Source organism: Halarchaeum nitratireducens (assembly GCF_017874695.1).
In the GTDB taxonomy this organism is placed as follows: domain Archaea; phylum Halobacteriota; class Halobacteria; order Halobacteriales; family Halobacteriaceae; genus Halarchaeum; species Halarchaeum nitratireducens.
On sequence record NZ_JAGIKY010000003.1, the window covers coordinates 212,441 to 237,290 of the forward strand.

At 69.4% G+C, this 24,850-nt stretch carries 29 protein-coding genes, 2 tRNA genes and 1 pseudogene; 14 read left to right on the forward strand and 18 right to left on the reverse strand.

Annotated elements, in window-relative coordinates; translation table 11 throughout:
• Positions 1-66 precede the first annotated feature (66 nt).
• From hflX to J2754_RS04850, 4 genes are all read right to left on the reverse strand, one after another.
• Positions 67-1,371 (reverse strand): GTPase HflX, encoded by a 1,305-nt coding sequence (hflX, locus tag J2754_RS04835; protein ID WP_211086805.1) that lies wholly within the window; start codon positions 1,369-1,371, stop codon positions 67-69.
• 58 nt (positions 1,372-1,429) lie between these two features.
• Complete coding sequence (locus tag J2754_RS04840) at positions 1,430-1,735, reverse strand: acylphosphatase (RefSeq protein WP_211086806.1); 306 nt, start codon at positions 1,733-1,735, stop codon at positions 1,430-1,432.
• A gap of 25 nt (positions 1,736-1,760) precedes the next feature.
• Positions 1,761-2,660 (reverse strand): DNA-3-methyladenine glycosylase family protein, encoded by a 900-nt coding sequence (locus J2754_RS04845; protein WP_211086807.1) that lies wholly within the window; start codon positions 2,658-2,660, stop codon positions 1,761-1,763.
• 103 nt (positions 2,661-2,763) lie between these two features.
• Positions 2,764-3,006 (reverse strand): UPF0058 family protein, encoded by a 243-nt coding sequence (locus J2754_RS04850; protein WP_188878184.1) that lies wholly within the window; start codon positions 3,004-3,006, stop codon positions 2,764-2,766.
• Positions 3,007-3,149: 143 nt separating this feature from the next.
• On the opposite strand from J2754_RS04850, the gene J2754_RS04855 reads away from it, so the two are divergent.
• Complete coding sequence (locus tag J2754_RS04855) at positions 3,150-3,548, forward strand: translation initiation factor IF-2 subunit beta (RefSeq protein ID WP_211086808.1); 399 nt, start codon at positions 3,150-3,152, stop codon at positions 3,546-3,548.
• Positions 3,549-3,624: 76 nt separating this feature from the next.
• Here the strand turns inward: J2754_RS04855 and J2754_RS04860 are convergent.
• The 4 genes and pseudogenes from J2754_RS04860 to J2754_RS04875 all read right to left on the reverse strand — a co-directional run bounded on the left by J2754_RS04860 (position 3,625) and on the right by J2754_RS04875 (position 6,127).
• Positions 3,625-4,925, reverse strand: a pseudogene (locus tag J2754_RS04860) (RNA-guided endonuclease InsQ/TnpB family protein).
• 222 nt (positions 4,926-5,147) lie between these two features.
• Complete coding sequence (locus tag J2754_RS04865; RefSeq protein ID WP_211086809.1) at positions 5,148-5,333, reverse strand: DUF7836 family putative zinc-binding protein; 186 nt, start codon at positions 5,331-5,333, stop codon at positions 5,148-5,150.
• 47 nt (positions 5,334-5,380) lie between these two features.
• Entirely contained in the window at positions 5,381-5,773 is a 393-nt protein-coding gene (locus J2754_RS04870; RefSeq protein WP_211086810.1) for a DUF2267 domain-containing protein, read from the reverse strand.
• 69 nt (positions 5,774-5,842) lie between these two features.
• A complete protein-coding gene (locus J2754_RS04875; RefSeq protein ID WP_211086811.1) occupies positions 5,843-6,127 on the reverse strand; it encodes a DUF357 domain-containing protein in 285 nt (94 codons plus the stop codon).
• A gap of 152 nt (positions 6,128-6,279) precedes the next feature.
• Here J2754_RS04875 and J2754_RS04880 point away from each other — a divergent pair, with 152 nt between their 5' ends.
• The gene (locus J2754_RS04880) at positions 6,280-7,605 is read left to right on the forward strand and encodes an FAD-dependent oxidoreductase (RefSeq protein ID WP_188878189.1); all 1,326 of its coding nucleotides are present in this window, start codon (positions 6,280-6,282) and stop codon (positions 7,603-7,605) included.
• A 144-nt stretch (positions 7,606-7,749) separates the two neighbouring features.
• Here J2754_RS04880 and J2754_RS04885 read toward each other — a convergent pair whose 3' ends face one another.
• On the reverse strand, positions 7,750-8,328 hold the full coding sequence (locus J2754_RS04885; RefSeq protein WP_211086862.1) for a DUF2391 domain-containing protein: 579 nt from the start codon (positions 8,326-8,328) through the stop codon (positions 7,750-7,752).
• A gap of 74 nt (positions 8,329-8,402) precedes the next feature.
• Here J2754_RS04885 and J2754_RS04890 point away from each other — a divergent pair, with 74 nt between their 5' ends.
• The 6 genes from J2754_RS04890 to J2754_RS04915 all read left to right on the forward strand — a co-directional run bounded on the left by J2754_RS04890 (position 8,403) and on the right by J2754_RS04915 (position 12,413).
• Positions 8,403-8,588, forward strand: coding sequence for a hypothetical protein (locus tag J2754_RS04890; RefSeq protein WP_188878190.1), 186 nt, complete (start codon positions 8,403-8,405; stop codon positions 8,586-8,588).
• Positions 8,589-8,651: 63 nt separating this feature from the next.
• Positions 8,652-9,515 carry an NOP5/NOP56 family protein gene (locus J2754_RS04895; RefSeq protein WP_211086812.1) on the forward strand — a complete coding sequence of 288 codons (864 nt, stop codon included), beginning with the start codon at positions 8,652-8,654 and terminating at the stop codon, positions 9,513-9,515.
• Positions 9,512-10,156 carry a fibrillarin-like rRNA/tRNA 2'-O-methyltransferase gene (locus J2754_RS04900; protein WP_211086813.1) on the forward strand — a complete coding sequence of 215 codons (645 nt, stop codon included), beginning with the start codon at positions 9,512-9,514 and terminating at the stop codon, positions 10,154-10,156. The genes J2754_RS04895 and J2754_RS04900 overlap by 4 nt, the downstream gene beginning before the upstream one ends.
• A gap of 48 nt (positions 10,157-10,204) precedes the next feature.
• On the forward strand, positions 10,205-11,278 hold the full coding sequence (locus J2754_RS04905) for a glutamate--cysteine ligase (RefSeq protein WP_188878193.1): 1,074 nt from the start codon (positions 10,205-10,207) through the stop codon (positions 11,276-11,278).
• Positions 11,279-11,347: 69 nt separating this feature from the next.
• On the forward strand, positions 11,348-11,893 hold the full coding sequence (locus J2754_RS04910) for a winged helix-turn-helix domain-containing protein (RefSeq protein WP_211086814.1): 546 nt from the start codon (positions 11,348-11,350) through the stop codon (positions 11,891-11,893).
• A gap of 40 nt (positions 11,894-11,933) precedes the next feature.
• Positions 11,934-12,413, forward strand: a complete 480-nt coding sequence (locus J2754_RS04915; protein WP_211086815.1) for a phosphopantetheine adenylyltransferase — start codon at positions 11,934-11,936, stop codon at positions 12,411-12,413.
• Between the two features lie 13 nt (positions 12,414-12,426).
• On the opposite strand, the gene J2754_RS04920 is transcribed toward J2754_RS04915, so the two are convergent.
• A complete protein-coding gene (locus tag J2754_RS04920; RefSeq protein ID WP_188878196.1) occupies positions 12,427-12,735 on the reverse strand; it encodes a transcription initiation factor IIB family protein in 309 nt (102 codons plus the stop codon).
• A gap of 82 nt (positions 12,736-12,817) precedes the next feature.
• On the opposite strand from J2754_RS04920, the gene J2754_RS04925 reads away from it, so the two are divergent.
• Positions 12,818-12,902 (forward strand) — tRNA-Leu (locus J2754_RS04925).
• Between the two features lie 272 nt (positions 12,903-13,174).
• Here J2754_RS04925 and J2754_RS04930 read toward each other — a convergent pair.
• A complete protein-coding gene (locus J2754_RS04930; RefSeq protein ID WP_211086816.1) occupies positions 13,175-13,630 on the reverse strand; it encodes a pyridoxamine 5'-phosphate oxidase family protein in 456 nt (151 codons plus the stop codon).
• Between the two features lie 102 nt (positions 13,631-13,732).
• Here J2754_RS04930 and dacZ point away from each other — a divergent pair, with 102 nt between their 5' ends.
• Together dacZ and J2754_RS04940 are read left to right on the forward strand one after the other, a co-directional pair.
• Positions 13,733-14,554, forward strand: coding sequence for a diadenylate cyclase DacZ (gene dacZ / locus J2754_RS04935; RefSeq protein WP_188878199.1), 822 nt, complete (start codon positions 13,733-13,735; stop codon positions 14,552-14,554).
• Positions 14,554-15,321: a mechanosensitive ion channel domain-containing protein gene (locus tag J2754_RS04940; protein WP_188878200.1), complete on the forward strand. Its 768-nt coding sequence runs from the start codon at positions 14,554-14,556 to the stop codon at positions 15,319-15,321. The genes dacZ and J2754_RS04940 overlap by 1 nt, the downstream gene beginning before the upstream one ends.
• Positions 15,322-15,326: 5 nt before the next feature.
• On the opposite strand, the gene J2754_RS04945 is transcribed toward J2754_RS04940, so the two are convergent.
• Positions 15,327-15,926 carry an acyltransferase gene (locus J2754_RS04945; protein ID WP_245332891.1) on the reverse strand — a complete coding sequence of 200 codons (600 nt, stop codon included), beginning with the start codon at positions 15,924-15,926 and terminating at the stop codon, positions 15,327-15,329.
• A 77-nt stretch (positions 15,927-16,003) separates the two neighbouring features.
• Here J2754_RS04945 and J2754_RS04950 point away from each other — a divergent pair, with 77 nt between their 5' ends.
• Entirely contained in the window at positions 16,004-16,261 is a 258-nt protein-coding gene (locus tag J2754_RS04950) for a TrmB family transcriptional regulator (RefSeq protein ID WP_245332892.1), read from the forward strand.
• Here J2754_RS04950 and J2754_RS16545 read toward each other — a convergent pair.
• The 3 genes from J2754_RS16545 to J2754_RS04960 form a co-directional block, all read right to left on the reverse strand.
• Positions 16,242-16,412, reverse strand: coding sequence for an HEWD family protein (locus J2754_RS16545; protein ID WP_326838209.1), 171 nt, complete (start codon positions 16,410-16,412; stop codon positions 16,242-16,244). The genes J2754_RS04950 and J2754_RS16545 overlap by 20 nt on opposite strands.
• A gap of 84 nt (positions 16,413-16,496) precedes the next feature.
• Positions 16,497-18,878, reverse strand: coding sequence for an ATP-dependent DNA helicase (locus tag J2754_RS04955; protein ID WP_211086817.1), 2,382 nt, complete (start codon positions 18,876-18,878; stop codon positions 16,497-16,499).
• A gap of 55 nt (positions 18,879-18,933) precedes the next feature.
• Entirely contained in the window at positions 18,934-19,935 is a 1,002-nt protein-coding gene (locus J2754_RS04960; protein ID WP_188878206.1) for a DUF5784 family protein, read from the reverse strand.
• Between J2754_RS04960 and J2754_RS04965 the strand changes: the two genes are divergently transcribed.
• Complete coding sequence (locus J2754_RS04965; RefSeq protein WP_245332893.1) at positions 19,844-21,541, forward strand: MFS transporter; 1,698 nt, start codon at positions 19,844-19,846, stop codon at positions 21,539-21,541. The two genes, J2754_RS04960 and J2754_RS04965, sit on opposite strands and share 92 nt — an antisense overlap.
• Positions 21,542-21,589: 48 nt before the next feature.
• Entirely contained in the window at positions 21,590-23,107 is a 1,518-nt protein-coding gene (locus J2754_RS04970) for an aldehyde dehydrogenase family protein (RefSeq protein ID WP_211086819.1), read from the forward strand.
• A 3-nt stretch (positions 23,108-23,110) separates the two neighbouring features.
• Here J2754_RS04970 and J2754_RS04975 read toward each other — a convergent pair whose 3' ends face one another.
• The 3 genes from J2754_RS04975 to J2754_RS04985 all read right to left on the reverse strand — a co-directional run bounded on the left by J2754_RS04975 (position 23,111) and on the right by J2754_RS04985 (position 24,845).
• On the reverse strand, positions 23,111-23,947 hold the full coding sequence (locus tag J2754_RS04975; protein WP_211086820.1) for a proline dehydrogenase family protein: 837 nt from the start codon (positions 23,945-23,947) through the stop codon (positions 23,111-23,113).
• A 300-nt stretch (positions 23,948-24,247) separates the two neighbouring features.
• Positions 24,248-24,321 (reverse strand) — tRNA-Thr (locus tag J2754_RS04980).
• Positions 24,322-24,326: 5 nt separating this feature from the next.
• Complete coding sequence (locus tag J2754_RS04985; protein ID WP_211086821.1) at positions 24,327-24,845, reverse strand: GNAT family N-acetyltransferase; 519 nt, start codon at positions 24,843-24,845, stop codon at positions 24,327-24,329.
• Positions 24,846-24,850: the final 5 nt, after the last annotated feature.

Consider the following 24,850-nt stretch of genomic DNA (forward strand, 5'->3'; position numbering starts at 1 on the left):
GCTACACCGCGCCGCGTTGTAGGTTTCCCGCCTTTCGTCGCCGGGTCGGGTCGCGTCCGTCACCGCCTACGCCGAGGCGAGCGTGCTCGCCTTGTCCCGCGACTGCTCGACGATCTTCGGGCGCGCCTCGAAGGCGACGACGACCTCGTCGTCGCCGTACGTCACGTCCTCGACGTGGGCGTTGTCGTGGAGCCACGAGACGACGCTCATCGTCTCGTCGGTCATCGGGAGGACGAGACGCTCCTTCTCCCGCCGCGGGAGGGCGTACGTCACGCGCTCGCGGAGGTCGTCGAGTCCGGTTCCGGCGAGCGCGCTCACGGCGATCGGGTTCGGCGCGAGCGCCGAGAGCGCCTCGCGCTTCTCAGCCAGTTCGTCCTCGGAGATCCGATCGACCTTGTTGAACACGGTGACGATCGGTGCCTCGTTGCGCTCGTAGAGCGTGTCGTGGGAGGTCGCGAGCTTCTCGCGGATCTCCTCGACGGGCTCGCTCGCGTCCACGACGAGCAGGACGAGGTCGGCCTGATACACCGAGTCGAGCGTCGACTTGAACGACTCGACGAGCCAGTGGGGGAGGTCGCTGATGAATCCGACCGTGTCCGTGAGGAGGACGTCGCGCTCGTCGAGTTCCATCCGGCGCGTCGTCGTCCCGAGCGTCGTGAACAGTTCGTCACGGGACTCGGCGGTCGTGTCGAGATCGGGGTGGAGCGCCTCGTTCTCGTCCAGGTCGAGGTCGGCGGCGAGCGCGCGCATCAACGTCGACTTCCCCGCGCTCGTGTAGCCCGCGAGCGCGACGAGGTCGAAGCCGGACTCGCGGCGCCGGTCGCGGCGCTGACGCTCCGTCGCCTCGATCTGTTCGAGCTCGTCGCGGATCCGCGAGATCTGGGCCTTGATGTCCTGCTCGCGCGACTCGTCGTACTCCCCGAGACCCATGAACCCCGGGCGCTCGTCGCGCTTCGCCAGACTCGCCTTCGCCTCCGCGCGCGGCAGTTCGTAGCGGAGCTCCGCGAGCTCGACCTGGAGTTGGGCCTTGCGCGTCTGTGCCCGCTGGCCGAAGATCTCGAGGATCAGCGTGAAGCGATCCATCACGGTCACGCCGTCCGGGAGGTGATCGCCGAGGTTGAACGTCTGGTAGGGGCCGAGGCGGTTGTCGAACACCACGGTCTCCGCACCGGTCTCCGCGACGAGCGCCGCGAGCTCCCCGACCTTCCCCTCCCCGAGCTGGAGGGCCGGATCGGCCGTGCGGCTCTGCGTGACCTCGCCGGCGACCTCGTAGCCGGCCGCGCGGACGAGTTCGCGGATCTCCTCCGTGTCGGGTTCCCCGTCGTCGACGCGTTTCGCCACGACGGCGGAAGCGGTAGATGCGCCTGTCACTCGGTCGAGCGTACGCTCCGAACCCACTTAAGCCCAATCCGTCCCGCGGGCCGCGGGCTCAGCGCCGGATCTCGAACCCCGTGATCCCCTCCGGGGCCTCGGACGTCACGTCGACGCCCTCGACCGACGCGGCGGGGCTCCCGGTCTCGCACCACTCGACCATCGCTTCGACGGCGTCTTCGGCCCCCTCGAAGACGGCTTCCACGCGCCCGTCGTCGAGGTTCCGCACCCACCCGTCCACGCCGCGCTCGCGCGCCGCGTCGCGGGTGCTCGCCCGGTAGAAGACGCCCTGCACGCGCCCGGTGACGTGGACGTGCGCGCGCACTCGGCCGTCGTCACTCGTCGCTCGCTCGTCGTCGCTCATGGCCGGACGCTCGACCGCCGGCCACTTAGCTCCCGTCCACGTCGTCGCCGCTCCGGAGGTAGTGGAACACGTACGTCTGCGTGTATCCCGCCTTCGGGCCGAACGCCTCGCGGATCGCGCGCGACGTCTCGGCGTAGTTCCCCCTCGCGCAGTCGGGATAATACTCCTCGATGGCCGTGCGAATCCAGGTGTCCAGCGGGACGGCGTCGCGGTGGCCGAGCGAGAAGAGCGCGACGCAGTCCGCGACCTTGTCGCCGACGCCGACGAACCCCTTCAGGGCCTCGCGGGTCGTCTCGAGGTCCTCGCCGCGGACGTCCGACTCGGTCAGCTCGCCCGAGGCGACCAGCTCCGCCGTCCGGGCGACGTACGGCGCGCGGTAGCCGAGGCGTAACTCCCGGAGGTCGTCCTCGTTCGCGTCGGCGAGCGCGTCGGGCGTCGGGACGGCGTGATACGTTCGGCCGTCGAACGTGATCGTCTCGCCGTACGCCTCGCGGAGCGCCGCCTGCATGGCGAAGATCCGTCCGACGCGCATCTGCGCCGAGCAGATGAAGGAGACGAGACAGCCGAAGAAGGGATCGCGGACGATCCGCAGCCCCCAGTACCGTTCGTAGGCCGCACGGATCAGGTCGTCGTCGCTCGCACCCTCGCGGATAGCGGGGAGGTCGTCGTCAAGCGCGAGGAGGTCGAACAGGCGCGACTCGGCGTCCGTCGTGCTCTCCCACTCCAACAGGCCGTCGCGCTGGCGGACGCGGATCACCTCCCCGTCGACGACGGTGCTGTACCACGCGTCGCCGCCGCGGGCGCCGTCAGCGGCGTACGTCGCGTCGTCCTCGCGGGTCCAGAGGTAGGTCTGGCCGCTCTCCAGCGTCGCCTGCAGGTCGAAGCCGCCGGCGAGGTCGGCGAGCGGCACCGAACCGGTTCGCATTGCGTACGCTCGGTGTCGCGGGGGCCAAAGCGTGTCGGTTTCGTCCGCGAGAACAGCCGTCGCTACGCGGTACGTGGATACGGACCCGGCTCGTCGTCGGGTTTCAGTCGGCCTGCGCCGCGACTTTCTCCGTTCCCTCCTCGGAGTCCATCGCGGTCGTGATGTCGTCGGCCAGCGCGAAAACAGCCGCCTTGTGGTCGGTCTTCGATTTGTGGATCGATGTCGGTCGAATGCCCAGTTCTTCGTAGCCGTCGAGGTCCAGGGAGGTCTCGCCCTCACACTTCGCGTAGTAGTTGCCTACCTCTGCGAGAAGCCCGTGAAGGTGGATGAGCTCCTGTTTCTTCATGACATCACTCCCTATCGCCCGGAGGGTTATAGTATTATCTTGATAACCGTTATCACACGGTTATTCGGGCCGCAGAACGCGAGAGACGGCGATCGGGTAGTCGGGCTGAAACGCTTTTAGGCCGCCGGCGTTTCGGTCCGTCCATGGGATACGACGAGCAACTCGATCGGGCGATGACGGAGAAATCCGAGATCGACGCCGACGAGTCGCGCTTCGACGTTCCGGACCCGAACGTCCGCATCGAGGGCAACTTCACCGTCTACGAGAACTTCCAGGCGACCCTCGAACGCCTCGACCGCCAGCAGCGCCACGTCCTCCAGTTCATCCAGAACGACCTCGGGACGGCCGCGCAGATCGACGAGAACGGCCGCGTGCGTCTCACCGGGGAGTTCGACGGCGACCGGATCGCCGAGGCCCTCGACGACTACGTCGAGCGCTACGTCCGCTGTCCGGAGTGTGGCCTCCCGGACACGAACCTCGTCGAGGAGGACGACACGACGCACCTGCAGTGCGACGCCTGCGGTGCACGCACGCCCGTGTAAACTACCCCACCTTACTCCCTCGGCGCAGACGCGCCTCGGTCCTTGAGGGTGGGGCTTTGATGTGGACTCCCGGCAATCAGTCGCCAGCGATCTGCCGGTGACTCTTGCCGTTCAACGTCCCACCATTCACACGCAGTCTACTGGTGCGTCTCCGCTCCCCGACGTGGGCGAGGAACGGAGTTTGTGCGTCCGCTTCCGAGCGTACCGTAGTCCGACGTTCTTCGCGGCGTTGTAATCCGCGTTCACTTCGTACCCGCACTTCTGGCACTCGAAGTGTTCCCCGTCGCGGTTGTCCGGATGGGTGAATCCGCAGTCCGTCTGCGAACAGCGTTGGGACGTGTACTCTGACTCGACTTGCTCCACGGAGACACTACGCTCGGGTGCTTTGTAGGAGACGTACTCGGAGAGGCGTCGGAACGCCCAGACGTGGTGCCACGTCGCGTTCGGAAGCCGCTCTCGAATGTCGGTCAAGTCCTCGAACACGATCACGTCGCAGTCGTGAGTGAGGGCTTCCGTGACGAGTTCGTTGGCGACCGTGTGGATGTACTGTTTCCGCCACGCGTCTTCGCGCTTCCCGAGTCGAAGCAGAGCGTTGTGTGCGGCTTGCGTCCCGCGCTGTTGCATCTCTCCGCGTCGCTTCTCGAACTCGCGGCACCAGTGGTCGTAGTCGTCCCCGTTCCAGAATGTGCCGGTCGATGAGACGGCGAGGCTGTTGACACCGAGGTCGATACCGAGGACCGTTTGGTCGGGGTGCTCGGTATCTGCTGGAACCTCGTCGTCATCCCCAGAACGCGGAGCGTTCTGGTGTCCGGACGAGACGGAGGTCTCGTCAACGCCGTCAATCCGCCGCGTCGAGATGTTAAGGTAGAACTTGTCGGTCGCCGCGTCGTACCGAAGCGTACTCTCGCGGAACTCGTAGTCCTCCGAGAGAACGTACTGGTCGTAGGGCGTCGGGCCGTCTGCCGGGAGAACGAACGAGGGTTCGACCCGCCCCTCAACAGTTGCCAGCGACGCCTTGTTGCGGTAGAAGGTCGCGCTCCGCGTGTCGTAGTCCATCGTCTCGGCGGAGAACGTGGGGCAAGAAACGCGCTGTCCCTTTTTCCACCGTTCGACGACGCTTTTGACGGCTTCGACGGCGCGACGTATCGCGGCTTGGACGAGTTGTGCCTGTAAGTCCGTCTCCTCTCGGAGTTCGGAGTAGAGCGCGTCCCGGACCTCCCGTTTGTTGGTCTTGCACTCGCTGTATGAGGTGTCGGACCAACAGTAGTCGGCGGTTCGGTTCGCGCAGTACAGGTATTGCTCGGCGGTTCGGTGGAGTGCGTCGCGTTGCTCGTCGGAAACGGCGAGTTTCACGACGGCGGTTCGACGCACGTCCATACTTCAGAGAGAACCTGCCGGTACTTATAAGTCCGCGGGTCGGTCGCAGTATGCCGGTTGTGTCGTACCTTGTCGGTTTCCTCTCCGGCCTACTCGCTCCCTTCGCTACACTTCGGTCGTGGTTCGAGAGAGCTTTGCTCGCTCGTCATCACAAAAGACGCACCGCGTTTTGAACGACTCCTTGAGGCCGGAGGCTCCACCTTGAATTACGCTGAACGCGCCTTAGGACTGCAGCCGTTTCAGGTTCTCCAGGTCGCGCTCGGTGCGCATGAACTCGCTCGTCCGGTAGGTCGCCGCGCAGCCCGGACAGTCGAAGTTCTCATCGGACGCCGGGAGGTCGTTCGGCGACTCCTCCCAGTGCTTCGTGCAGTCGGGGCACAGCAGTTGGACGTAGGCTTCGTTCGGCATACCCGTGAACTGGGCGGGCTGGCGAAAAAAAGGTACTGGCGAACGGTTCAGTAGTACGACTCGTCTCCGAGGAGTTCGAAGAGGTCGTCGTAGTCGGCGGGGAGCTGCGCGGTGACGTCGTCGAGCTCCGCCTCCGGGACGGCGTCCGCGACGACGTCGACGACGACCTTCGCGTAGAAGGCCACCTCGGCAGGGTCGACGCGAGCGCGCTGCGAGACGCGCGCGACGTACTCGTCGAAGTCGAAGAGCTGGCCGGAGCCGGCCGCGTGGAGGAAGCGGTCGATCTCCATCGGGAGCGGCCCGGCGAGGTCGGCGGCTTCGTCCGCTTGGAGGCGCTCGCCGAGCGTCTCCAGGACCGCCCGCGTCGCTCGGATGGCCTCGCCTCGGGAGGCGAGTTCGAGTCGATGCTGGACGTCGCCGACGAATTCGTCGTGGTCCATGCGCTTCGACGATACCGGCGCGTCTCGCCTAAGGATGGCGGCCGTCGGGACACCGGAGCGACCACCGAGTCACTCGGTGAACAGGTGTCCCTCCGTCGGGACGTCGAAGAGGCCGATCCGAGCCCCGGCGTCCAGCCACGCGTGGCCGTAGCTGAACGCGGCGAGGGCGTTCACGGGGTCGTCGTGCTCGCGGAAGTGGCGACCGTCCTCGAGGTACGAGCGCGCCATCTCCTCGTACTGGTCGGTGGCGTCGGCGAGTGGCGTCCCCTCGGGTGCGACCGGCTCGGCCGCCGCGAGCGCTTCGGCGAGCAGCGCCTCGTAGCGATCCGTCTTCTCGGCGAGGTCGGCGGGCATACCCCTACTGCGTCGCCCGCTCGGGGTAAGGATATCGTCGTGGCCTCCGTGCACTCGCGTCCTCGTTTTACCGCCTCGCTCGTGCGCACGCGACACCGGCCAGCCTCCCGGGTGGCGCAACCTACAAGCCCCCGAGCCACGTTCTAGCGGGTATGAGCGATCATCCCCGCGTAGAGATTTACACGAAGACGGACTGCCCGTACTGTGAGAAGGCCAAGGACCTCTTCGACAGTAAGGGCGTGGACTACGTGACGTACAACGTCACGGGCGACGAGGAGCGCTTCGAGGAGATGAAAGAGCGCGCGAACGGCCGCGAGACCGCCCCCGAGGTCTTCATCGACGACGAGCTCATCGGCGGCTGGGACGACACCTCCGCGCTCGACGCGACGGGCGCCCTCGACGAGAAGCTCGGGATCGCCGAGGAGACCGACGACGTCGTCGAGCACCGGAACCTCATCATCACCGGGACGGGCATCGCGGCGCTCACCGCCGGCATCTACGCGGCGCGCTCCGACAACGACCCGTTGCTCTTCGAGGGCGACGAGCCCGGGGGCCAGCTCACCCTCACCAGCGAAGTCGACAACTACCCCGGCTTCCCCGAGGGGATCAACGGCACGACGCTCGTCAACGACATGAAAGAGCAGGCCAAGCGCTTCGGCGCCGAACTCGAACACGGGATCGTCGCCTCCGTCGACGACGGTGTCCGCCCCTTCCGCGTCACGCTGGAGAACGGCGACGTCTACACCGCCGACGCCGTCATCGCCGCCTCGGGCGCGTCGGCCCGAACGCTCGGAATCCCCGGCGAGGACGAACTGATGGGGTACGGCGTCTCGACGTGCGCGACGTGTGACGGCGCGTTCTTCCGCGGCGAGGACATGGTCGTCGTCGGCGGCGGCGACGCCGCGGCCGAGGAGGCCGTCTTCCTCACGAAGTTCGCCGAGACCGTCTACCTCGTCCACCGCCGCGACGAACTGCGCGCGGAGGACTACTGGGAGAACCGCGTGCGGGAGCACGTCGAGTCGGGGGACATCGAAGTCCTCTGGAACACGGAGGCCACCGAGATCCACGGGAGCCCGCAGGACGGCGTCGACAGCGTCGACCTCGTCTACCACCCCGAGGGGCACCCGACGGCGAAGCTCGACGACGCGCAGACCGAGGAGCGCGCGCTCGACGTCGGCGCCTTCTTCGTCGCCATCGGCCACACGCCGAACACGTCCTACCTCGAAGAGACGGGCGTCGAACTTGACGACGAGGGGTACCTCCGCACGCAGGGCGGCCACGGCGCCGGTCAGACGAAGACCGACGTCGAGGGCATCTTCGGTGCGGGCGACGTCGTCGACTTCCACTACCAGCAGGCCGTGACGGCCGCCGGGATGGGCTCGAAGGCCGCGCTCGATGCCGACGAGTACCTCGAAGGCGCACTCTCCGGCGCCACCGGCGAAGCCGAGGGGAGCGCCGAAGCGCCCGCGGACGACTAGCGCGGTCCCGACGACGAGAGGACCGCGTCGTAGAACGGGCGTAAGCGAGTGACGCGAGCAGCGCGATCGTTACGCGATCGCGTTTACGCGAACGACGAAGCCGTGAACAGCGCGATCACGTAGCCGCCACCTTCGCGCGAACGGTCACGAACCGGGGAGGATGTCGCTGAGTGCGGCACCGACAGCGGTCGGCACCCACGCGACCGCGACGACGCACGCCGAGAGCCACGGCTCGGCCGTCCAGTCGACCTGTCCCCACCCCGTGAAGAGGAGCGTGGTGACGCCCATCGAGATGGTGACGACGCCCGCGAGACGACGGGGGATGACGCCGAAAATCGGGTTCTTGACGCGGACGTCCTGAATCTCCGCGACGTAGAGGATGCCGTACACCATCGCGACGGTCGCACAGAGGGTCCCGAACAGGTGGCCGACGTGCGCCGCCACGTAAGCGCCGACGTCGTGCGTTCCGCCTTCGACGACCATCGGGATGGCGAAGAGGACGCTCCCGAGCGCGGCCTCCGCGGCGTCCGCGCGGTCGAATCCGCGGATGACGCGCCCGAACGTCCCGCCATGTCGGAGCTCGACCGCGGTCTCCATCGCCTCCGCGACCGCCTCGCGGGCCTCCTCGCTCTCGACGTGCGCTTCGAGCGCTTCGAGGTCGTCCATGAGGTCGGAGACGTCCGCGCCGTCGTCATCGTCGTCGTCCGTCGCCGTATCGCCCATGTCCTCGATGACGGCGCGCCGATACAAAAAGTCGGCCGCCACGCCCTTGTCTCCCGAGCCGTTCACCGCCGCACATGCCCGAGTATCCGAAGCCGCACGAACTGGAGACCGGGATGACCGTCGAGATCGAGCGCGGTGCGAACAGGGAACCGATCATCGGCGAGATCGGTGCGGTGATCGGTGAGGCCGACCCGACGGGGGCGGACGTGAAGCTGAAGTCCGGCGCTCGCGGTCGCGTCCGGAAGGTCACGCACCAGTAACGTCCCGTCTCCGCCGCCCCGCGTTCGGGAACGCCTATACGACCGGGCGGCATAGCCCGGCGCATGACCGAACAGACGCCCGCGGGTGACGCGGGCTGGTTCGCCGGTGTCGAGCGCGACGACACCGACGCCGCGGCCGCGGCGATACGCGAGGGCCGCGCGGACGCGCCCGCCGACTGGCCGGAGCGAGCGCTCGACGCCGGATTCGCGGCCGACGCCGACGACTACTACGACGCGCTTCACGAGGCGACGGTGGCGGCGACGCGCCGCGCCGTTCGGGAGGCCGAGTCTGCCGACGACAGGCAGCTCGTCCACGCGATCCGCGCGATGGACGACCTCGCGTCGACGACGAACGAACTCGCCGAGCGCGTCGCGGAGTGGGGCGGCACGCTCGACGACGAACCCGGGACGGGCGTGGCCTACGCCCGCGATCTGGCGGCCCGCGATCCCGAGACGGCGGCCGAGGAGCGCGTCGTCTCGCTCGCGGCGCGGGTCGTGGCCCTCGCCGACGAACGCGACGCCGAACGGGAGTTCCTCGAACGGACGGTCTCGACGGTCGCGCCGAACCTCGCGTCGATGGCCGGCCCGGTCCTCGCCGCGCGTCTGATCGAGCTCGCGGGCGGTCTGGAATCCCTCGCCAAGATGCCCTCGGGCACCGTGCAGGTGCTCGGCGCGGAGGACGCGCTGTTCGCGCACCTTCGCGGAAACGCCCCCTCGCCGAAGCACGGCGTCATCTACACCCACGAGTACGTCCGGGGCACCCATCCGGACGAGCGCGGGTCGGCCGCGCGAGCGCTCGCCGGCAAGCTGACGATCGGCGCGCGGATCGACCACTACGCGGGCGACTACCGTCCCGAGGTCGAGGCCGAACTCGACGAGCGCATCGAGACGATCCGCGCGCGACACGACGACGGAGGCGCGAAATGAGCGACGACGACCCCGACCTCCCGGCGGGCGTCGCGCGCCGCGACTTCGGCGACGGACCCGCGCTCGCCACGCGCGGCGAGCCGGTCTACGGCGAACCCACTGGCGACGGCTGGCGGCGCTGGGACCCGCACCGCTCGAAGCTCGGCGCGACGATCGAGAAGGGACTCGACACCGGTCTCAGCGCGGACGCCTCCGTCCTCTACCTCGGCGCGGCGAACGGGACGACGGTGAGTCACGTCGCGGACGTCGCCGGACCGACCTACGCCGTCGAGTTCGCGCCGCGCTCCGCCCGCGACCTGCTCGGCGTGTGTGACACCCGGTCGAACCTCTTCCCCCTGTTGAAGGACGCCCGCAAACCGGAGACGTACGCGCACGTCGTCGAAGCGGATCTGGACGTGCTCGTGCAGGACGTCGCCACCCGGGGCCAAGCGCGCGTTGCGGTCGAGAACGCGCGGTTCCTCGCCGACGACGGACGTCTCGTCCTCGCGGTCAAGGCCCGGAGCGAGGACGTCACCGCGGCTCCCGAAGCGGTCTTCGACGAGGCGCTCGCCGACCTTCGGGAGGCCTACGACGTGCTCGCGCGCGCACCCCTCGAACCGTACCACGACGACCACCTCGCGGTGGTCGCGACCCCGCGCTGAGGGCCGCCTTCGGTACTTATAAACTCGCCCCTCTCGAAGGCCGGGTGAATGACGACGGGTTCGCCGGACGCGTTCAGTGAGCTCGGGACGCTCGGCGTCGAGGAGGAGTTCTTCCTCGTCGACGCCGGTGGGCGTCCGACGGCGGGCAGCGACACGCTCGTGTACGAGGCCGACCCCCCGGAACTCTTGGCCGACCGCGTCGACCACGAGCTGTTCAAGTTCGTCGTCGAGACGCAGACGCCGAAACTCGACGGGGTCGAGGACGCCGGTGCGGCGATCCGTGACGTCCGGGAGGCGCTCGTCTCCTACGCGGCCGAGCACGGGTACGGCGTCGCCGCCGCCGGCCTCCACCCGGGCGCGCGCTGGCGCGACCACGAACACGCCGAGAAACCCCGGTACCGATCGCAACTCGATCGCATCCAGTACCCCCAACACCGGAACACGACCGCGGGGCTCCACGTCCACGTCGGCGTCGACGACGCCGATAAGGCGATGTGGATCGCCAACGAGATCCGGTGGTACCTCCCCGTGATGCTCGCGCTCTCCGCGAACTCGCCCTTCTGGAACGGCCACGACACGGGTCTCGCCTCGGCCCGCGCGAAGGTCTTCGAGAACCTCCCGAACACGGGGATGCCGACGGCGTTCGACTCGTACGCCGAGTTCGACGCCTTCGAGGAGCGGATGGTCGAACACGGGTCGATGGAGGACCGCGGCGAGATCTGGTGGGACGTCCGCCCCCACTCGGGACACGGCACGGTCGAGGTTCGCGCGCCCGACGCCCAGCACGACCCCGCGGTCGTCGAGGCGTTCGTCCGCTACGTCCACGCGCTCGTGCTCGACCTCGCGGAGCGCTACGCGGACGGCGAGACGGGGTACGGCCACCGACGCGAGCTCCTCGACGAGAACAAGTGGCGCGCGACGCGCCACGGCCACGACGCCTCGTTTATCGCCCGCAGCGGCGAGGACACGGTGACGCTCGGTGACGTCGTCGAGCGTGAGTGCGACCGCCTCGGCGTCACGGGCATCCGCGACGTCTACGAGGCCGAGAGCGGCGCGGCGTTCCAGCGGCGCGTCCGCGACACCGAGGGGGCGCGCGCGCTCTACGACGCCATCCGGCTCTGAGGCGAGCGAGGACGGGGCGAGCAGGAGGTTTTTACGCTCCCGGGGCTTGTGTTCTCCCGAGAGCGACATATGTCCGAGGACACCGACACACCCGAGGGGGGAGAGCGAAGCGCGCGCGACCGACTCGGCGAGAGTGCGGATCGGGCGCGTTCGGGGTTCGACGAACGCGTCGTCGACATCCTCTCGTGGATGCTCGACACCGAGACCCGCGCCCGCATCTACGTCTACCTCCGCCAGCACCCGTGGAGCACGAGCGAGGAGGTCGCCGAGGGGACCGGACTCTACCCGAGCACGGTGCGCGAGGCGCTCGCCGAGCTCGCCGACGAGGACACCGTCGAGCGTCGCAAACGCGAGAGCGAGGGGGCCGGCAACAACCCCTACGAGTACACCGCGATCGCGCCGAGCGACCTCGTCGGCGGCGTCGTCGGCGGCGTACAGGACGAGCTGAACACGATCTTCACGCTGGGACGCGAGGACGAACGCGACGAGCAACCGGTCCGTATCGAGGTCAACGGTAACGAGAACGACGCCGACGCGTCCGACGACGCGGACGCCGCTGCGACGGGCGAGGACGCCGCCCCCGCGGGCGACGACGCGCCGGACCGGAACGCCTGAGAACCAAACTGCTAAACATGATGGAACCCTCGCCCGGTGTATGAACGTTGCGCTGGGCGGGACGTTCGACCCCATCCACGACGGCCACCGCGCGCTCTTCGAGCGCGCGTTCGAACTCGGGGACGTCACCGTCGGCCTGACGAGCGACGACCTCGCGCCTCGGACCCGTCAGGAGGAGCGCTACGTCCGCCCGTTCGAGGAGCGAAAACGCGATCTCGCGGCCGAACTCGAACGGTTCGCCGACGAGTACGGCCGTGAGTACGAGATCCGTACGCTGACCGAGCCGACGGGCATCGCCGTCGAACCCCAGTTCGACGCGCTCGTCGTCTCCCCGGAGACCGAAGCGGGGGCCGAGCGCGTCAACGAGATCCGCCGAGAGCGTGGCTACGACTCCCTCCGAATCGAGGTCGTCCCGCGCGTCGCGGCCGACGACGGCGGCGTCATCTCCTCCACCCGGATCGTGAGAGGCGAGATTGACGAACACGGTACCGTGACGCCCGACGCGACGCCGCGCGAATAACCACCGACTCCGCCTACCATGACGGCGGTTCGAGGCCCGCGTCCGCGAGGAGGTCCTTCCACCGGCTCTGTACGGCCTGCCGCGAGACGTCCGCGGCCTCCGCGACCGCCGTCTGCGAGCGCTGATCGCCCGCGACGAGCGAGCCCGCGTAGACCGCCGCCGCGAGCGCCGCGCGCTTCGAGCGCTCTTCCTCTGGAACCCCAGAGAGGAAGAGGTCCTCCGCGCTCGAACGCGCCTCGGCGTCGAGATCGAGTCTGTCCGCGACGCGGTCGAGTTTCGCCACCCACTCGGCGTTCTCGAACGCATCGCCCGCGCGATACATGTCTCGCGTGAGGTGGTGAAGGGACATAAGCCCACGGCGAAGGCGACACGCTCTTAGGGAACTCGGCCGTTCGTCCACGTGCGCACGGGTAGCCAAGCCTGGCCAACGGCGTAGCGCTTAGGACGCTATCCCGAAGGGGTCCGCCGGTTCGAATCCGGTCCCGTGCATTTTCTGTCCGAGCGAAGCGAGGACGAAAACCATCCGGGCCGGATTCGGGCCCTATCAGGCGCGCGCAGCAGCGCGAGCACGTCTGATTTCGGTTCGAATCCGGTCCCGTGCATCCCCTCCATCTTTTTCCGACTCGGCTCGCCTCCGGCGACTCCTCGTCGCAGAAACATGGGTGAAAAAGACCCGCGCGATTGAGTTCGCTGGCGAGTCCGCGACTGAACCGTCACAACCGTGGCGCATCCGACCGCCACTCCACCGCCCCGTTTCCGCCCTACTGACCGGTGATGACCTCGTCGGCCCGGATCCGCAGGAGGACGCGCTCGCTCTCGATGGGGACGGCGTAGTCGTCGCCGGTGTAGCGGTGCGCGAGGGCGTCGATGTGTTCGCGCGCGCCGTCGGTCGTGATCTCGGCGACCTCGCCGGTGACGGAGAGGAAGCGGTAGTCGTCGTCGGGGTCGGTCGTGATCTCGGCGACCTCGCCGGTGACGGAGAGGAAGCGGTAGTCGTCGTCGGGGTCGGTCATGCTCGCGGCGACCGTCGGGTCGCGTTCGGCGTTGCGGGCCTTGCGGCGGTGGCGTTCGGTGTTGACGAGTAGGCGGTCGTCGTCGGCGTCGTAGCCGATCCAGACGGGCGTCGCGTGCGGCGTGCCGTCGGGGTTCATCGTGGTGACGTGTGCGATGGTCGCCTTCTCGAAGAGGTCGTGGTACGCGTCGGGGATCGTGGCCATGCGCGTGAGTTCGGCGGCCGGCCACGTAGTCCTTCGTCCCCCGGCAGACGGACGTCAGACGGGTCACAACCCTTTTTGCCGGCCCACGAGTCGGTACCGCCAATGTCTGCGCTGAAGGATCTTCTCGGCGAGCTCGTGACGGACGTCGACGCGCTGGTGTCGTTCTCCCCCAGCGGGTCGTATTACGAGCGCGCGCGGGACGCCACCGACGGGGGCGACGTCGACCTGATCGTGGTGGGCGCGGAGAACACGGTCGGCGCGGACGCCTTCGTCGAGCTCCCCCTCGAGTTCGCCGAGGTCACGGAGCGCGTGCGGTTCGGGATCGAGGGGGCGCTCGACAACGAGTACCTCTCGGACGGCGATGACGTCGCCTGCGCCACCGCGGTGTTCGACGACGACGTCGACACGGTCTCGCGGGTGCGCGTCGACGCCGAGCGCCACTCGGGCGTCTACGACCTCTTCGTCAACTCGCGGGCCGATCCGGCGGTCATCCGCGACGTCCTCGACGTCGTGATCGAACTCGGACAGAAGGGTCAGAAGGGCAAGCCGGTGGGCGCGCTGTTCGTCGTCGGCGACGCCGGGAAGGTGATGAACAAGTCTCGGCCGCTCTCGTACAACCCCTTCGAGAAGAGCCACGTCCACGTCGGCGATCCGATCGTGAACGTGATGCTCAAGGAGTTCTCGCGGCTCGACGGCGCGTTCGTCATCTCCGACTCGGGAAAGATCGTCTCCGCGTACCGCTACTTGGAGGGGTCGGCGGAGGGCGTCGACATCCCGAAGGGGCTCGGAACGCGGCACATGGCGGCGGCGAGCATCACGCGCGATTCGAGCGCGATCGCGGTGGTGTTGAGCGAGAGCGACGGGCTCGTCCGCGCGTTCAAGGGCGGTGAGCTCGTCCTCGAACTCGATCCGGAGGCGTATTGATGGACGTGCAGACGCTCGTGACGCGGGACGTCGACTACCTGCTCGCGCTCGGCGTGCTCGTCGTCGGACTCGTCGCGGGCTACCTCGTCGGACGGCTGAACGCCCGCCTCCTCCGGGCGGCCGGCGTCCCGACGGCCGTCGAGGGGACGAGCGTCGAACGGACCGCGCGGCGGTTCGGCACGTCGATCGTCGCGCTCCTCGCGCGCTTCTCCTCGCTCGTCATCTACGCCGTCGCGGTCGTCCTGGCGCTCGCCATCACTGACCTCGTCGACCTACGCGCGCTCTGGTACCGACTCGTCGGCTACCTCCCCGCGGTCGTCTTCGCGGTCGCGGTCCTCGTCTTCGGCGTCCTCGTCGGCGACAAGGTCGAGGTGGTCGTCTCGGAGCGCCTGCGCGGGGTGAAAGTCCCGGAGATCGGCGTGATCCCGCTCGTCGTCAAGTACGGCATCGTCTTCGTCGCGGTGCTCGTCGCGCTCGGCCAACTCGGCGTCGCCACCCTCCCGCTCGTCATCGTCTTCGCGGCCGTCATGCTCGCGCTCATCGTCTTCGTCGCCGTCGCCGCGCAGGACCTCCTCGCGTCCGCCGCGGCGGGCGTCTACGTCCTCCTCAATCAGCCCTACGGGATCGGTGATCACGTCCGCATCGGCGAGACGAGCGGGATCGTCCAAGAGCTGGACGTCTTCGTGACCTACATCGAGGACGACGGCACCGAACACGCCGTCCCGAACGCCCACGTCTTCGAGTACGGCGTCGTGAAGGAGCGCTAATCCCCCTACCTTTCCTCTACCCCTCTTCCCTCGTCCTCCCGCCCCGCCTCGTCCGTCTCGCCGCCGCTAGCGTCCGCGCTGTCAGCGCGCTCGTCGCTCGTCCCGTCTCGCCCGCGTTCGAGCGGTTCCGCCGGGACGCCCGCGACCGTCGTCTCGGGGGCGACGTCCTCGGCGACGAGCGAGTTCGCGGCGACCTGCGCGTCGCGGCCGATCGTGACGCCCGGGAGGACGACCGCGCCCGCTCCGATCATCGCTCGCTCGCCGACGACGACCTCGCCCGTCCGGTACTCGTCTTGGAGGAACTCGTGGCAGAGGAGCGTGGCGTCGTAGCCGACGATGGCGTCGTCCGCGACGGTGACGAGCTCGGGGAAGAAGACGTCCGGCGTCGCCTCGAGTCCGAAGGAGACGCCGTCGCCGACGGTCATCCCGAGCAGCCGGTAGAGGACGACCTTCAGCCGGAGGCTCGGCGAGTGGCGCGCGAGCACGATACAGGCGTAGTTGAGCGCGACGCGAACGACTCCCTTCGCGTCCGGCCAGTGACGCAGCGCGTTCCCGGGTCCGGGCGTGGGGTGGCGCGCCAGTCGGTCGTGGCGGCGATCGGTCATACCCCGCGTTCGTCACCGTCTCCCGTGAATCCCGCGCTCCGCCCACGGGATTTCGACGACTGTCGTAGCTAGGGTTTATGGTCGTCGTACCCATCACTACGCGTAACGAGATGCAAGCGCGACAGATGCCGAAGGGAGTTCCCGAAACGGTCGAATCGGCGCGGGGAAAGCTCGTCTATCTCTTCTTGCAGTTCCACGAGGGGGCGACCCTCGACGAGCTCCGCGATGGCCTCGACCTCCAACGGATCACGCTGTTCAGTATCCTCAAGACTCTCAAGGAACGCGGCGTCGTCGATCGCGACGGCGAAGTGTACGTTACCGCTCGACCGGCCTGAACTCGCCCGTTACGTCCCAGTCGTGGATACAGGCTACTTCCCCCTCGTTACCCTCGGGTACGCGCCACGCGTCGACGTCTTCGTTCCAGGCTTCCGTTCGTCCGCATCGGACGCAGGAGCGCTCTTTCGGCGAGCGAATGGTGAGACTCATACGCACACGTAACGCGCCGATGTGTAAAAGCCTACGCTTCTTCGGCAACGATTGTCACCCGCGGCCACGGGTTCCTCACGGTCGTTATCCCCAGAATCCGTCCAACTTCGGTCCGAGGAACTCCGGCGTCATCCGGACGAACTCCTCGCGCTCCTCCCGGCCGAGGTAGCCGTGAACCGATCGGGGTGCGTCCGCCGTATAGCGCTCGTCGACGAAGGCGCGCACGCCGCGCTCGTCGCGTCCCCGCACGACGCGTCCGATGGCCTGTCGCGCGCGCCGGACCGCCGGTACCGTCAGCGCGTACTCGAAGGCGTTCTCCTCGCCGAACGCGTCCGTGTACGCCCGCTTCACCGCACGGATCCGCGGCGACGCGACGTTCACGAGCGGGACGCCGACGACCGCACAGCAGTGGAGTTTCTCGCCGTCGTAATCCACCCCCTCCGTCAGCGTCCCCCGCGTCGAGGTGACGAGCACCTTCCCCGGCCCCCGGAAGAACGCCCGCTTCAGCCGCTCCGTCTCCTCGTCGCTCGAACTCGAATCGACCAGTACCTCCTTCTCCACCGCGTCGGTGAGGTAGTCGCCCGCCCACGCCGCCTCGCGGTAGTTCGGCATGCAGACGAGGACGTTCCCGTGGCTCCGCGCGAGCGTTCGGAGGACGTAGCGGTACTCCTCGCGGGTCGCGTTCGCGTTCTCGCCCGTCGGCGCACCCCGGTTCCGCGCGGTGAACGCCTCCGCCGCCACCGTCCACGACGCCCGGTTCTCCTCGGGGAACGGCAGGTCGTACGAGCGCTCCGCGACCGGCCGCGGGTCGTCCGGATCGTCCGCGAGCGCGTCGAGGCCGACGACCTCGCGGAAGACGTCGAGCGGTTCGAGCGTCGCGGACATCAATACGCCGCCGCCGAGGCCGGCGAACACGTCGCGGACCGCCCCGCCCGGCATGCAGTTGTACGTCACGAGCCCCGCGGTGTACGTGGCCTCCCACGGGTCGCCGCTCGGGGCCTCCGACGGTGCGTGTTCGAGTTCGATCTCCCGGAAGTACGTCGCGTGATCGCGCTCCCACCAGTTCGTGAACGTGCTCCCGACGGCCTCGCAGACGGTCGTGCGGTCCTCCTCGTCGAGGACGTCCTCGACCGCCGTCCCGACGGCGCGGAGGCGCCGCCAGAGGTCACCGGTGTATCCCTCCCGCTCCGCCCACTGGGTCAGCTCGTCGGGCTCGGCGACGTCCGGATCGCGCAGCGGGAGTTCGACGTCGTGCGCCGGCCAGTCGCGCTCGCCGTCGAACTCCGCGGCGAGGCGTTCGGTCACCTCGCCGGTCAGCCATGCCGCGACGTCGTCGTAGAAATCCCGGGCGCGCTTCACGTCGCCGACCGTCACGTCGAAGTCCGCGAGATGCGCCGCCACCTCCTCTTTCGCGCCCTCGCTCTGGTTCGTCCGCGCGACGAGTTCGCTCAGGTCGTTGCGCGCCCGCCGGAGCGTCTGGCGACCGACGCGCTCCGAGAGCAGATCGCGCACGCGTTCCTCGATCCGGTGGGCCTCGTCGACGATCACGAAGGTGTCCTCGCCGACGACGCCCTCGATCAGCGGTCGGCTCTGCGGATCGAAGAGGTGGTTGTAGTTCCCGACGATCACGTCCGCCTCGCCGAGGAGGACGCTCTGGACGCGGTGGGGACACGTCCCGGCCTCGACGGCGGCCGGCAGGAGATCGCGCGACGTGACGACGTGTTCGTCGCCCGCCGAGAAGTCGATCGGCGACCCGCGATTGCGGCCGTACCAGTCCGCCTCGAACGGACAGAACAGCGGTTCGTCCTCGTCGAACTCTGCATCCGCACTCGGCTGGACCGGGACGTACGGCGAGGCCGCCCCCGCCGTCTCCAGCGTCGACTGATCGATCGACTCCCGGCCCGGACGCGCGCTCTTCGCCAACGCACGGGCCGTCACCGGGTCCCACCACGCCTCCTCGATATCCTCGTCCGTCCGGATCGCCGTGAGGTCGTCGAGTTCCGCGCCGTCGTCGCGCGCCCCGCCGTCGCCCGCCTCGACCAGCTCGGCGGTCGTCTCCCGCAGGTCCTCACAGCGCTCGTGCGTGCTCGCGTCCGCGGGGAAGACGTCCTCGCGGCCGTACGGGCAGAGGTCGCGCTTACCGACGAGCGCCACGCTCCGCAGGGGATCGTCGCTTTCGGCGTTCATCGTCCGCAGGTCGTCGACGAACTGCCGGAGCTGCTGTTTGACCGGCGTGACGACGAGGACGTTCTCGTAGACGCCACGATCACAGAGCGTCGCGGCGGCCGTCAGCGCCGCCATCGTCTTCCCCGTCCCACACGCCCCCTCCATGGCGAGATAGCCGCCCTCGCGCCCGACGTCGACCGCGGCCTCGATCGCGTCCGCTTGGTTCTCGTACGGCTCGTCGAAGCCGAAGCGCTCGCGCCACGCGGCCCCCGCCTCCCCCTCGACGTCGGCGTCGCTCATTCACTTCGACTGGGGCCCGCTCGCATTTGAGTGTCGGGATCGTCGCGCCGACGGTTCAGAACCCGAGGTCGATGGGGAGCGCGCCCTTCGTGTATCCCTCGACGCGTCCGCTCGGACGCACGCGGAAGACCGCGGCGGGCCGGTGTTGGACGTCCGGCTCCGCCGCGAGGAGCGCGCGCCAGTCGTCGTCGGGGAAACTCGAACAGTCGACGAGGAGCGTTGCGCCGCCGCCGTGTTTCGCCAGCTGGCCGTCCGTCTTCGTCGCCACGGTGTCGCGGATCGCGGCCGTCGGCGTCCCCGCGGAGCGCTCGTTCACCGGGAGCGGGCGCGTCACCTCGACGAGGTGGGCCGCCGATCCGTCGGGGCGCTCCGCGCGGAAGTCCAGCGAGTGACCGGTCGCCACCTCGATCTCCGGGGTGACGTCGTAGCCCGCCTCGTGGAGGAGCCACGCGGCGTCGAACTCGCCCATCGCGGCGCTCGTCCGCGTCAGATCGAGGTACTCGGAGGTGCCGAGCTTCCCCGCCATCACGTGCCGGTGCGGTTCGAGGATCCCGGTCTTCAGGAAGTCGTCGTAGAACGCGAGCGCGTCGTCCCGGTCGGCGTCCGGGAAGCCCGCCGCGTGCTCGCGGAAGAACTCCCGGGAGGTCTCGCGGCCGTCCTTCGAGCAGAAGACCGGGAGGAAGAACCACGAGAGGTAGGTGTAGGGTTCGAGCCACGGGGCCTCGTCGTGGAGGCCGGCGAGGAACTCGCGTTGCGCCCACCGCGAGACGCCGTGCGGGGCCTCGTCGAACCCCTCCTTCTCCGTCCGCCAGAGCGCGCTCGGCGTCTCCGTGTTCCCCAGCCAGTACCCGCCGCTCCCGCTCTCGGCGTACGCGAAGAGCGCGACGTCGCCGTTGTCCATCTCGAAGCGCCGCGCCGCGTATCCCGACGGGGCGCGGTACCACGGCGACGTCGCCGTCGCGCCGATGTTCGCGTCGAGCGCCGCCAGCAGTTCGTCGCGGACCCGCCCCGCGCTCCACGTTTCGGTCGAACGCCTGAACCGGAGCGGTTGTGCCACGACCGACGGTAGTCGATCTGTCCGTTTACGTCTTCCGTCGGTCGGTCTCAGGCCGGCGCGAGCGGCGGAGGGCGGGCCTCACCGAGCTTCGGGTACCGCGGCGGACGCCGGTCGGGTCGCGGATGCGGATCGATCGCCCGCCCCGCCGGACCGCCCGCATCGCTCGATCGCGGACCGCCGCGAGTGCGCTTCCCTTTTGCCGCCGCCGCCCCCAGACCGTGGCGTGCGCGACACCGTGAACGACCGCTGGCTCTACGCGTGGGCGGGTGCGAACGTCGCCGTCGGCGCGCTCTCGCTGCTCGTCCCGCTCTTCATCGTCGGCCTCGGCGGCACCGCCTTCGACCTCGGCCTCTGCTGGTTCGCCACCTCGATCGCCATGGTGCCGGGCGCGCTCGGCGTCGGCACGCTGGTGGATCGCACCGGCCGCCACCGCCCGTTCGCGCTCGCCGGCCTCGCCGGGATCGCGCTCGCCACGGCGATCCTCCCGTTCCTCGACACCGTGGCCGCCGTGATCCTCGTCGACGCCGCCCTCTGGCTCTGCGTCGCCAGCGCCACTCCGGTGTTCACGACGCTCGTTCTCGCCGACGCGCCCGAACGCGAGTGGAACGGTCGCATCGCGCGTCTCAACCGCTATCAGGGGTACGGGTGGGCCGGCGGCCTCGTCCTCGGTGCGCTCTGGACGCGCCTCGCCAGCGGCGCGCTCGCCCCGCTCGCGTCCTCGTCGCTCGCCCTCCCCGGCGGCGTCGCCCTCGGACCGGTTACCCTGCCCGTCCAACGCTCGCTGTTCCTCGTCTGCGTCGCCCTCCTCGCCGGCGCGACGCTCGCGGCCGCGCGGTGGCTCCCGACCAGCGACGCCGCGCCGAGCGCGAGCGCGCTCTCGCGCCGCCCGCGCCTCCTCGGAACCGCCCGCGGGGCGCTCAGCCCGCTTCTCCCGGGGCGACTCGTCTCGCTCGCGCGGACGTCGCACCCCCGCGCGCTCCTCCGCGGCGTCCGCCGTCCCCTCGCCGTCTACCTCGTCGCCGTCTCCGTCTTCTTCGCGGGGTTCAGCGTCTTCAGCGCGCCCCTCCCCGACTTCCTCGCGGGCGTCGGCTTCGGCGACGACGCCGTCTACGCCCTCTACGTCGTCTCCAGCCTCTCCTCGGCCGCGTTCTACGTCGGCGCGGGCGCGCTCGCCGACCGCTACGACCTCCGCCGCCTCCAGACGGGCGCACTGGGCTTCCGCGCGCTCGCGTTCCCCGCGGTCGCCGCCGCGGCCTCCGTGCTCGGCGCGCCCTCCGTCCCCGGCCTCCTCGGCGTCGCCGCCCTCAACGTCGTCGTCGGCCTCTCGTGGGCCGTCGTCGCCGTCACCGCGAACACGCTCGTCGCGCGCTACGCCGCCCCCGACCGGCGCGGCGCGGCGCTCGGGCTCTACACCGCGCTCTCCTCGGGCGCCGGCGGCGTCGGCGGCCTCGTCGGCGGCTGGCTCGCCGCCCGCACCGACTACCTCCTCACCTTCGGCGTCGCCGGCGGCCTCGTCGTCCTCGGCGGCCTCGTCGTCTTCGCGCTCGGCTGGCTCGCGGACACGGGCCGCGTCGCGGGCGCGGCCGGCGCGGCGAACGCCGACTGACCCCGGACGCGGGGATGGGCTTTTCTTCGCCCCCGACGACGGGACAGTATGGCACCGCACGGCCACTACGTCGACGGCGACTGGCGCACCGGACAGGGAACCGCGACCTTCGAGAGCCGCTCGCCGGCGACGCGCGAGCGTCTCGGCGAGTTCGCCCGCGGGACGCCCGCGGACGTCGAGGAGGCCGTCGCGGCCGCGGAGGCCGCTCAGGACGAGTGGCGCGCGCTCTCCTACATCGACCGCGCGGAGTTCCTCTGGGAGATCTATCACGAGCTCAGAGACCGACACGACGAGCTCGGCGCGGTCGTCTCGCGGGAGTGCGGAAAGGAGATCAGCGAGGGGAAGGCCGACGTCACGGAGGCGTGGCACATGGTCGAGTGGGCGGCCGGGAACGCCCGCCACCCGCACGGCGACGTCGTCCCGAGCGAGATCGCCGCGAAGGACGCCTACATGCGCCGCAAACCCCGCGGCGTCGTGGGCTGTATCACCCCGTGGAACTTCCCCGTCGCCATCCCCTTCTGGCACATGGCGCTCGCGCTCGTCGAGGGGAACACGGTGGTGTGGAAGCCCGCCGAGCAGACGCCCTACTGCGCGCAGATCGTCGCCGAGATGTTCGACGACACCGGGATCCCCGACGGCGTCTTCAACATGGTGCAGGGGTACGGCGACGCCGGGAACGCCGTCGTCGAGAACGACGCCGTCGACACCGTGCTCTTCACCGGGAGCGCCGAGGTCGGACACTCCATCGCGGAGAAACTCGGGGGCGTCCCCGGGCGCGACGTCGCCCTCGAGATGGGCGGGAAGAACGCCGTCGTCGTCACCGAGGAAGCCGACCTCGACATCGCCGTCCACGCCGCCGTGATGAGCGCGTTCAAGACGACCGGCCAGCGCTGCGTCTCCGCCGAACGACTCGTCGTCCACGAGGACGTCTACGACGAGTTCAAAGCGCGCTTCGTCGACCTCGCCGCGGACGTCGCCGTCGGCGATCCGCTCGACGAGCGCACCTTCATGGGCCCGCTCGCCGACGCCGATCAGGTCGAGAAGTTCCGCGAGTACAACGCGCTCGCCCGCGAGGAGGGCGTGGACGTCCTCGTCGACCGCGCGGAGCTCGCCGACGGCGAGATCCCCGACGGCCACGAGGACGGTTTCTGGGTCGGGCCGTTCGTCTACGAGACCGACTACGACCCCGAGCTCCGCTGCATTAGCGAGGAGGTCTTCGGCCCGCACGTCGCGCTCATCCCCTACGCGGGCGGCATCGAGCGCGCCGTCGAGATCCACAACGCCGTCGATTACGGTCTCGCGGGGGCCGTCATCAGCGAGGACTACCGACAGCTCAACTACTACCGCGACCACGCCGAGGTCGGCCTCTCCTACGGCAACCTCCCCTGTATCGGCGCGGAGGTCCACCTCCCCTTCGGCGGCGTGAAGAAGTCCGGCCACGGCCCCGCGTCGGCGCGCGAAGCCATCGAGGCCGTCACCGAGCGCACCGCGTGGACGCTCAACAACGCGACGGAGATCGAGATGGCTCAGGGGCTCTCCGCGACCCTCTCGACCGACGACGGGTAGCGCTCAGGAGAGCACGGCGCGCGCGGCGAACACGAGGTTCTCGCGGCGCTCCGCGACGCGCCGGTAGAAGTACTGGAGCCACTTCCCGCCGTAGGGCACGTACTGCGCCACCGCGTACTCCTCGGCGAGCGCGAACTGGGCGTCCTCACGGACCCCCATCAGCATCTGGAACTCGAAGTCCGTCCCGTGCTCGGCGGCGAGCGTCTTCGCGTGGTCGATCATCGCGGGGTCGTGGCTCCCGACCGCCACCTCGCCGTCGTCGTAGTGTGCGAAGAGGTAGTCGAGGCCCGCCCGGTACTGCTCGTTCACGGCCGCCTTGTCCGTGTACGCGACGGACGCCGGTTCGTCGTACGCGCCCTTGACGAGCCGGACCGCCGCGGGGACGTCCGCGAGGCGTTCGAGGTCGCCCGCCGTGCGACGGAGGTTCGCCTGCAGCGCGACGCCGACCCGTCCCGGGTGCGTCTCCGCGGCGCGTTCGACGACGTCCAGCGTCACGTCCGTCGTCGCGTGATCCTCCATGTCGACCCAACAGAAGACGTCGCTGTCGGCCGCGGCGTCGACGATCCGCAGGAGGTTCTCTCTGAAGACGTCCTCGCTGACGCTCACCCCGATCTGGCTCGGCTTCACCGAGACGCGGGCGTCGAGGTCCGTCGTGGCGATGTCCGCGAGCAGGGAGACGTAGGCGTCCGCGTCCGCGTCCGCGTCGCGGCGATCGCGGTAGTGCTCGCCGAGGAGGTTCAGGATCGCGTTCACGCCGCCGTCGTCGAGCGACGCGGCGTGCGCGAGCGCGGTCGCTGGCGACTCGCCCGCGACGAACCGGTCCGCGATTGGCGGGATCATGTCGCACTCTTGGTCGCTCGCGGGGATAAACGAACCTCCGGTTCGGAGGCGCGCGATCCCGACTGCGCCGCTCGCGCTCGGAGCGTCGCCGAGACGGTGCACACAACGGTCGACAGGGCGGGCCAGCGGCGATCGCTGTCGGAACCCCCTCCCGATGAGAGAAGACCAGCGCTCGGGCTGACCCGCGGGTCTCCTGCTCCCCGACGACGCTCGTGCCGTCACGGGGAGACACCGTAGGAAAAACCGACGGTCCTTTCGCTGGCGGACGTCTCAGGAGTGGACCCTAAGCACTCGGTCGGAAGCCAAGGGAGGGATTTGAACCCCCGAATTCTCGATTACAAATCGAGTGCTTGAACCGCCCAAGCTCCCTTGGCGCGTCTCAGCGTTCGTCGCCCTCCTTTGTGTGCGTGTCGCTTTCCCCCGGCTTCTCCAGCACGCAGCGCTGTGGCCGATAGCCGCGGTCCTCGTAGAGGGCCCGCGCACGCTCGTTGTCGGCCATCACGGCGATCGAGAGGACGTCGACCCCGGCGTCACGGAGCGTGGCCTCAGCCGCGTCGAGCAGCGCGCTCCCGATCCCGCGATCGCGATGTGCGGGGTCGACGTAGACGTTGTCGACCACGCCGCGTGAGACGTCCTCCTCGTAGAGGCCGCTCTCGGGGTGGAACATGACGAACCCGACCGGCGTCCCGGCCTCGGTGCGTCGCGCGACGAGCACCCGATCGGTCGCCACGTACTGCGAGAGAACGTCACGGGCGGTCGTGCGGTTCTCGACCGCGAGGAGATGCGTGCCATGCGCGCGCTGGTCGGCGACGAGCGCGACCCAGAGGTCGACGAGCGTCTCGAGGTCGTCCATCGTCCCCGCCTCGATCACCACGCCGTCCGGTGCGCGTCGCGCCATCGCCG

What these genes read in the sequence shown, in the direction of transcription:
- J2754_RS04840 (WP_211086806.1), bottom strand. Translation starts at nt 1,735, where the DNA reads ATGAGCGACGACGAGCGAGCGACGAGTGACGACGGCCGAGTGCGCGCG.
- J2754_RS04845 (WP_211086807.1), bottom strand. Translation starts at nt 2,660, where the DNA reads ATGCGAACCGGTTCGGTGCCGCTCGCCGACCTCGCCGGCGGCTTCGAC.
- J2754_RS04850 (WP_188878184.1), bottom strand. Translation starts at nt 3,006, where the DNA reads ATGAAGAAACAGGAGCTCATCCACCTTCACGGGCTTCTCGCAGAGGTA.
- J2754_RS04855 (WP_211086808.1), top strand. Translation starts at nt 3,150, where the DNA reads ATGGGATACGACGAGCAACTCGATCGGGCGATGACGGAGAAATCCGAG.
- J2754_RS04865 (WP_211086809.1), bottom strand. Translation starts at nt 5,333, where the DNA reads ATGCCGAACGAAGCCTACGTCCAACTGCTGTGCCCCGACTGCACGAAG.
- J2754_RS04870 (WP_211086810.1), bottom strand. Translation starts at nt 5,773, where the DNA reads ATGGACCACGACGAATTCGTCGGCGACGTCCAGCATCGACTCGAACTC.
- J2754_RS04875 (WP_211086811.1), bottom strand. Translation starts at nt 6,127, where the DNA reads ATGCCCGCCGACCTCGCCGAGAAGACGGATCGCTACGAGGCGCTGCTC.
- J2754_RS04880 (WP_188878189.1), top strand. Translation starts at nt 6,280, where the DNA reads ATGAGCGATCATCCCCGCGTAGAGATTTACACGAAGACGGACTGCCCG.
- J2754_RS04885 (WP_211086862.1), bottom strand. Translation starts at nt 8,328, where the DNA reads ATGGGCGATACGGCGACGGACGACGACGATGACGACGGCGCGGACGTC.
- J2754_RS04890 (WP_188878190.1), top strand. Translation starts at nt 8,403, where the DNA reads ATGCCCGAGTATCCGAAGCCGCACGAACTGGAGACCGGGATGACCGTC.
- J2754_RS04895 (WP_211086812.1), top strand. Translation starts at nt 8,652, where the DNA reads ATGACCGAACAGACGCCCGCGGGTGACGCGGGCTGGTTCGCCGGTGTC.
- J2754_RS04900 (WP_211086813.1), top strand. Translation starts at nt 9,512, where the DNA reads ATGAGCGACGACGACCCCGACCTCCCGGCGGGCGTCGCGCGCCGCGAC.
- J2754_RS04905 (WP_188878193.1), top strand. Translation starts at nt 10,205, where the DNA reads ATGACGACGGGTTCGCCGGACGCGTTCAGTGAGCTCGGGACGCTCGGC.
- J2754_RS04910 (WP_211086814.1), top strand. Translation starts at nt 11,348, where the DNA reads ATGTCCGAGGACACCGACACACCCGAGGGGGGAGAGCGAAGCGCGCGC.
- J2754_RS04915 (WP_211086815.1), top strand. Translation starts at nt 11,934, where the DNA reads ATGAACGTTGCGCTGGGCGGGACGTTCGACCCCATCCACGACGGCCAC.
- J2754_RS04920 (WP_188878196.1), bottom strand. Translation starts at nt 12,735, where the DNA reads ATGTATCGCGCGGGCGATGCGTTCGAGAACGCCGAGTGGGTGGCGAAA.
- J2754_RS04930 (WP_211086816.1), bottom strand. Translation starts at nt 13,630, where the DNA reads ATGGCCACGATCCCCGACGCGTACCACGACCTCTTCGAGAAGGCGACC.
- dacZ (WP_188878199.1), top strand. Translation starts at nt 13,733, where the DNA reads ATGTCTGCGCTGAAGGATCTTCTCGGCGAGCTCGTGACGGACGTCGAC.
- J2754_RS04940 (WP_188878200.1), top strand. Translation starts at nt 14,554, where the DNA reads ATGGACGTGCAGACGCTCGTGACGCGGGACGTCGACTACCTGCTCGCG.
- J2754_RS04945 (WP_245332891.1), bottom strand. Translation starts at nt 15,926, where the DNA reads ATGACCGATCGCCGCCACGACCGACTGGCGCGCCACCCCACGCCCGGA.
- J2754_RS04950 (WP_245332892.1), top strand. Translation starts at nt 16,004, where the DNA reads ATGGTCGTCGTACCCATCACTACGCGTAACGAGATGCAAGCGCGACAG.
- J2754_RS16545 (WP_326838209.1), bottom strand. Translation starts at nt 16,412, where the DNA reads ATGAGTCTCACCATTCGCTCGCCGAAAGAGCGCTCCTGCGTCCGATGC.
- J2754_RS04955 (WP_211086817.1), bottom strand. Translation starts at nt 18,878, where the DNA reads ATGAGCGACGCCGACGTCGAGGGGGAGGCGGGGGCCGCGTGGCGCGAG.
- J2754_RS04965 (WP_245332893.1), top strand. Translation starts at nt 19,844, where the DNA reads ATGTTCGCGTCGAGCGCCGCCAGCAGTTCGTCGCGGACCCGCCCCGCG.
- J2754_RS04970 (WP_211086819.1), top strand. Translation starts at nt 21,590, where the DNA reads ATGGCACCGCACGGCCACTACGTCGACGGCGACTGGCGCACCGGACAG.
- J2754_RS04975 (WP_211086820.1), bottom strand. Translation starts at nt 23,947, where the DNA reads ATGATCCCGCCAATCGCGGACCGGTTCGTCGCGGGCGAGTCGCCAGCG.
- J2754_RS04985 (WP_211086821.1), bottom strand. Translation starts at nt 24,845, where the DNA reads ATGGCGCGACGCGCACCGGACGGCGTGGTGATCGAGGCGGGGACGATG.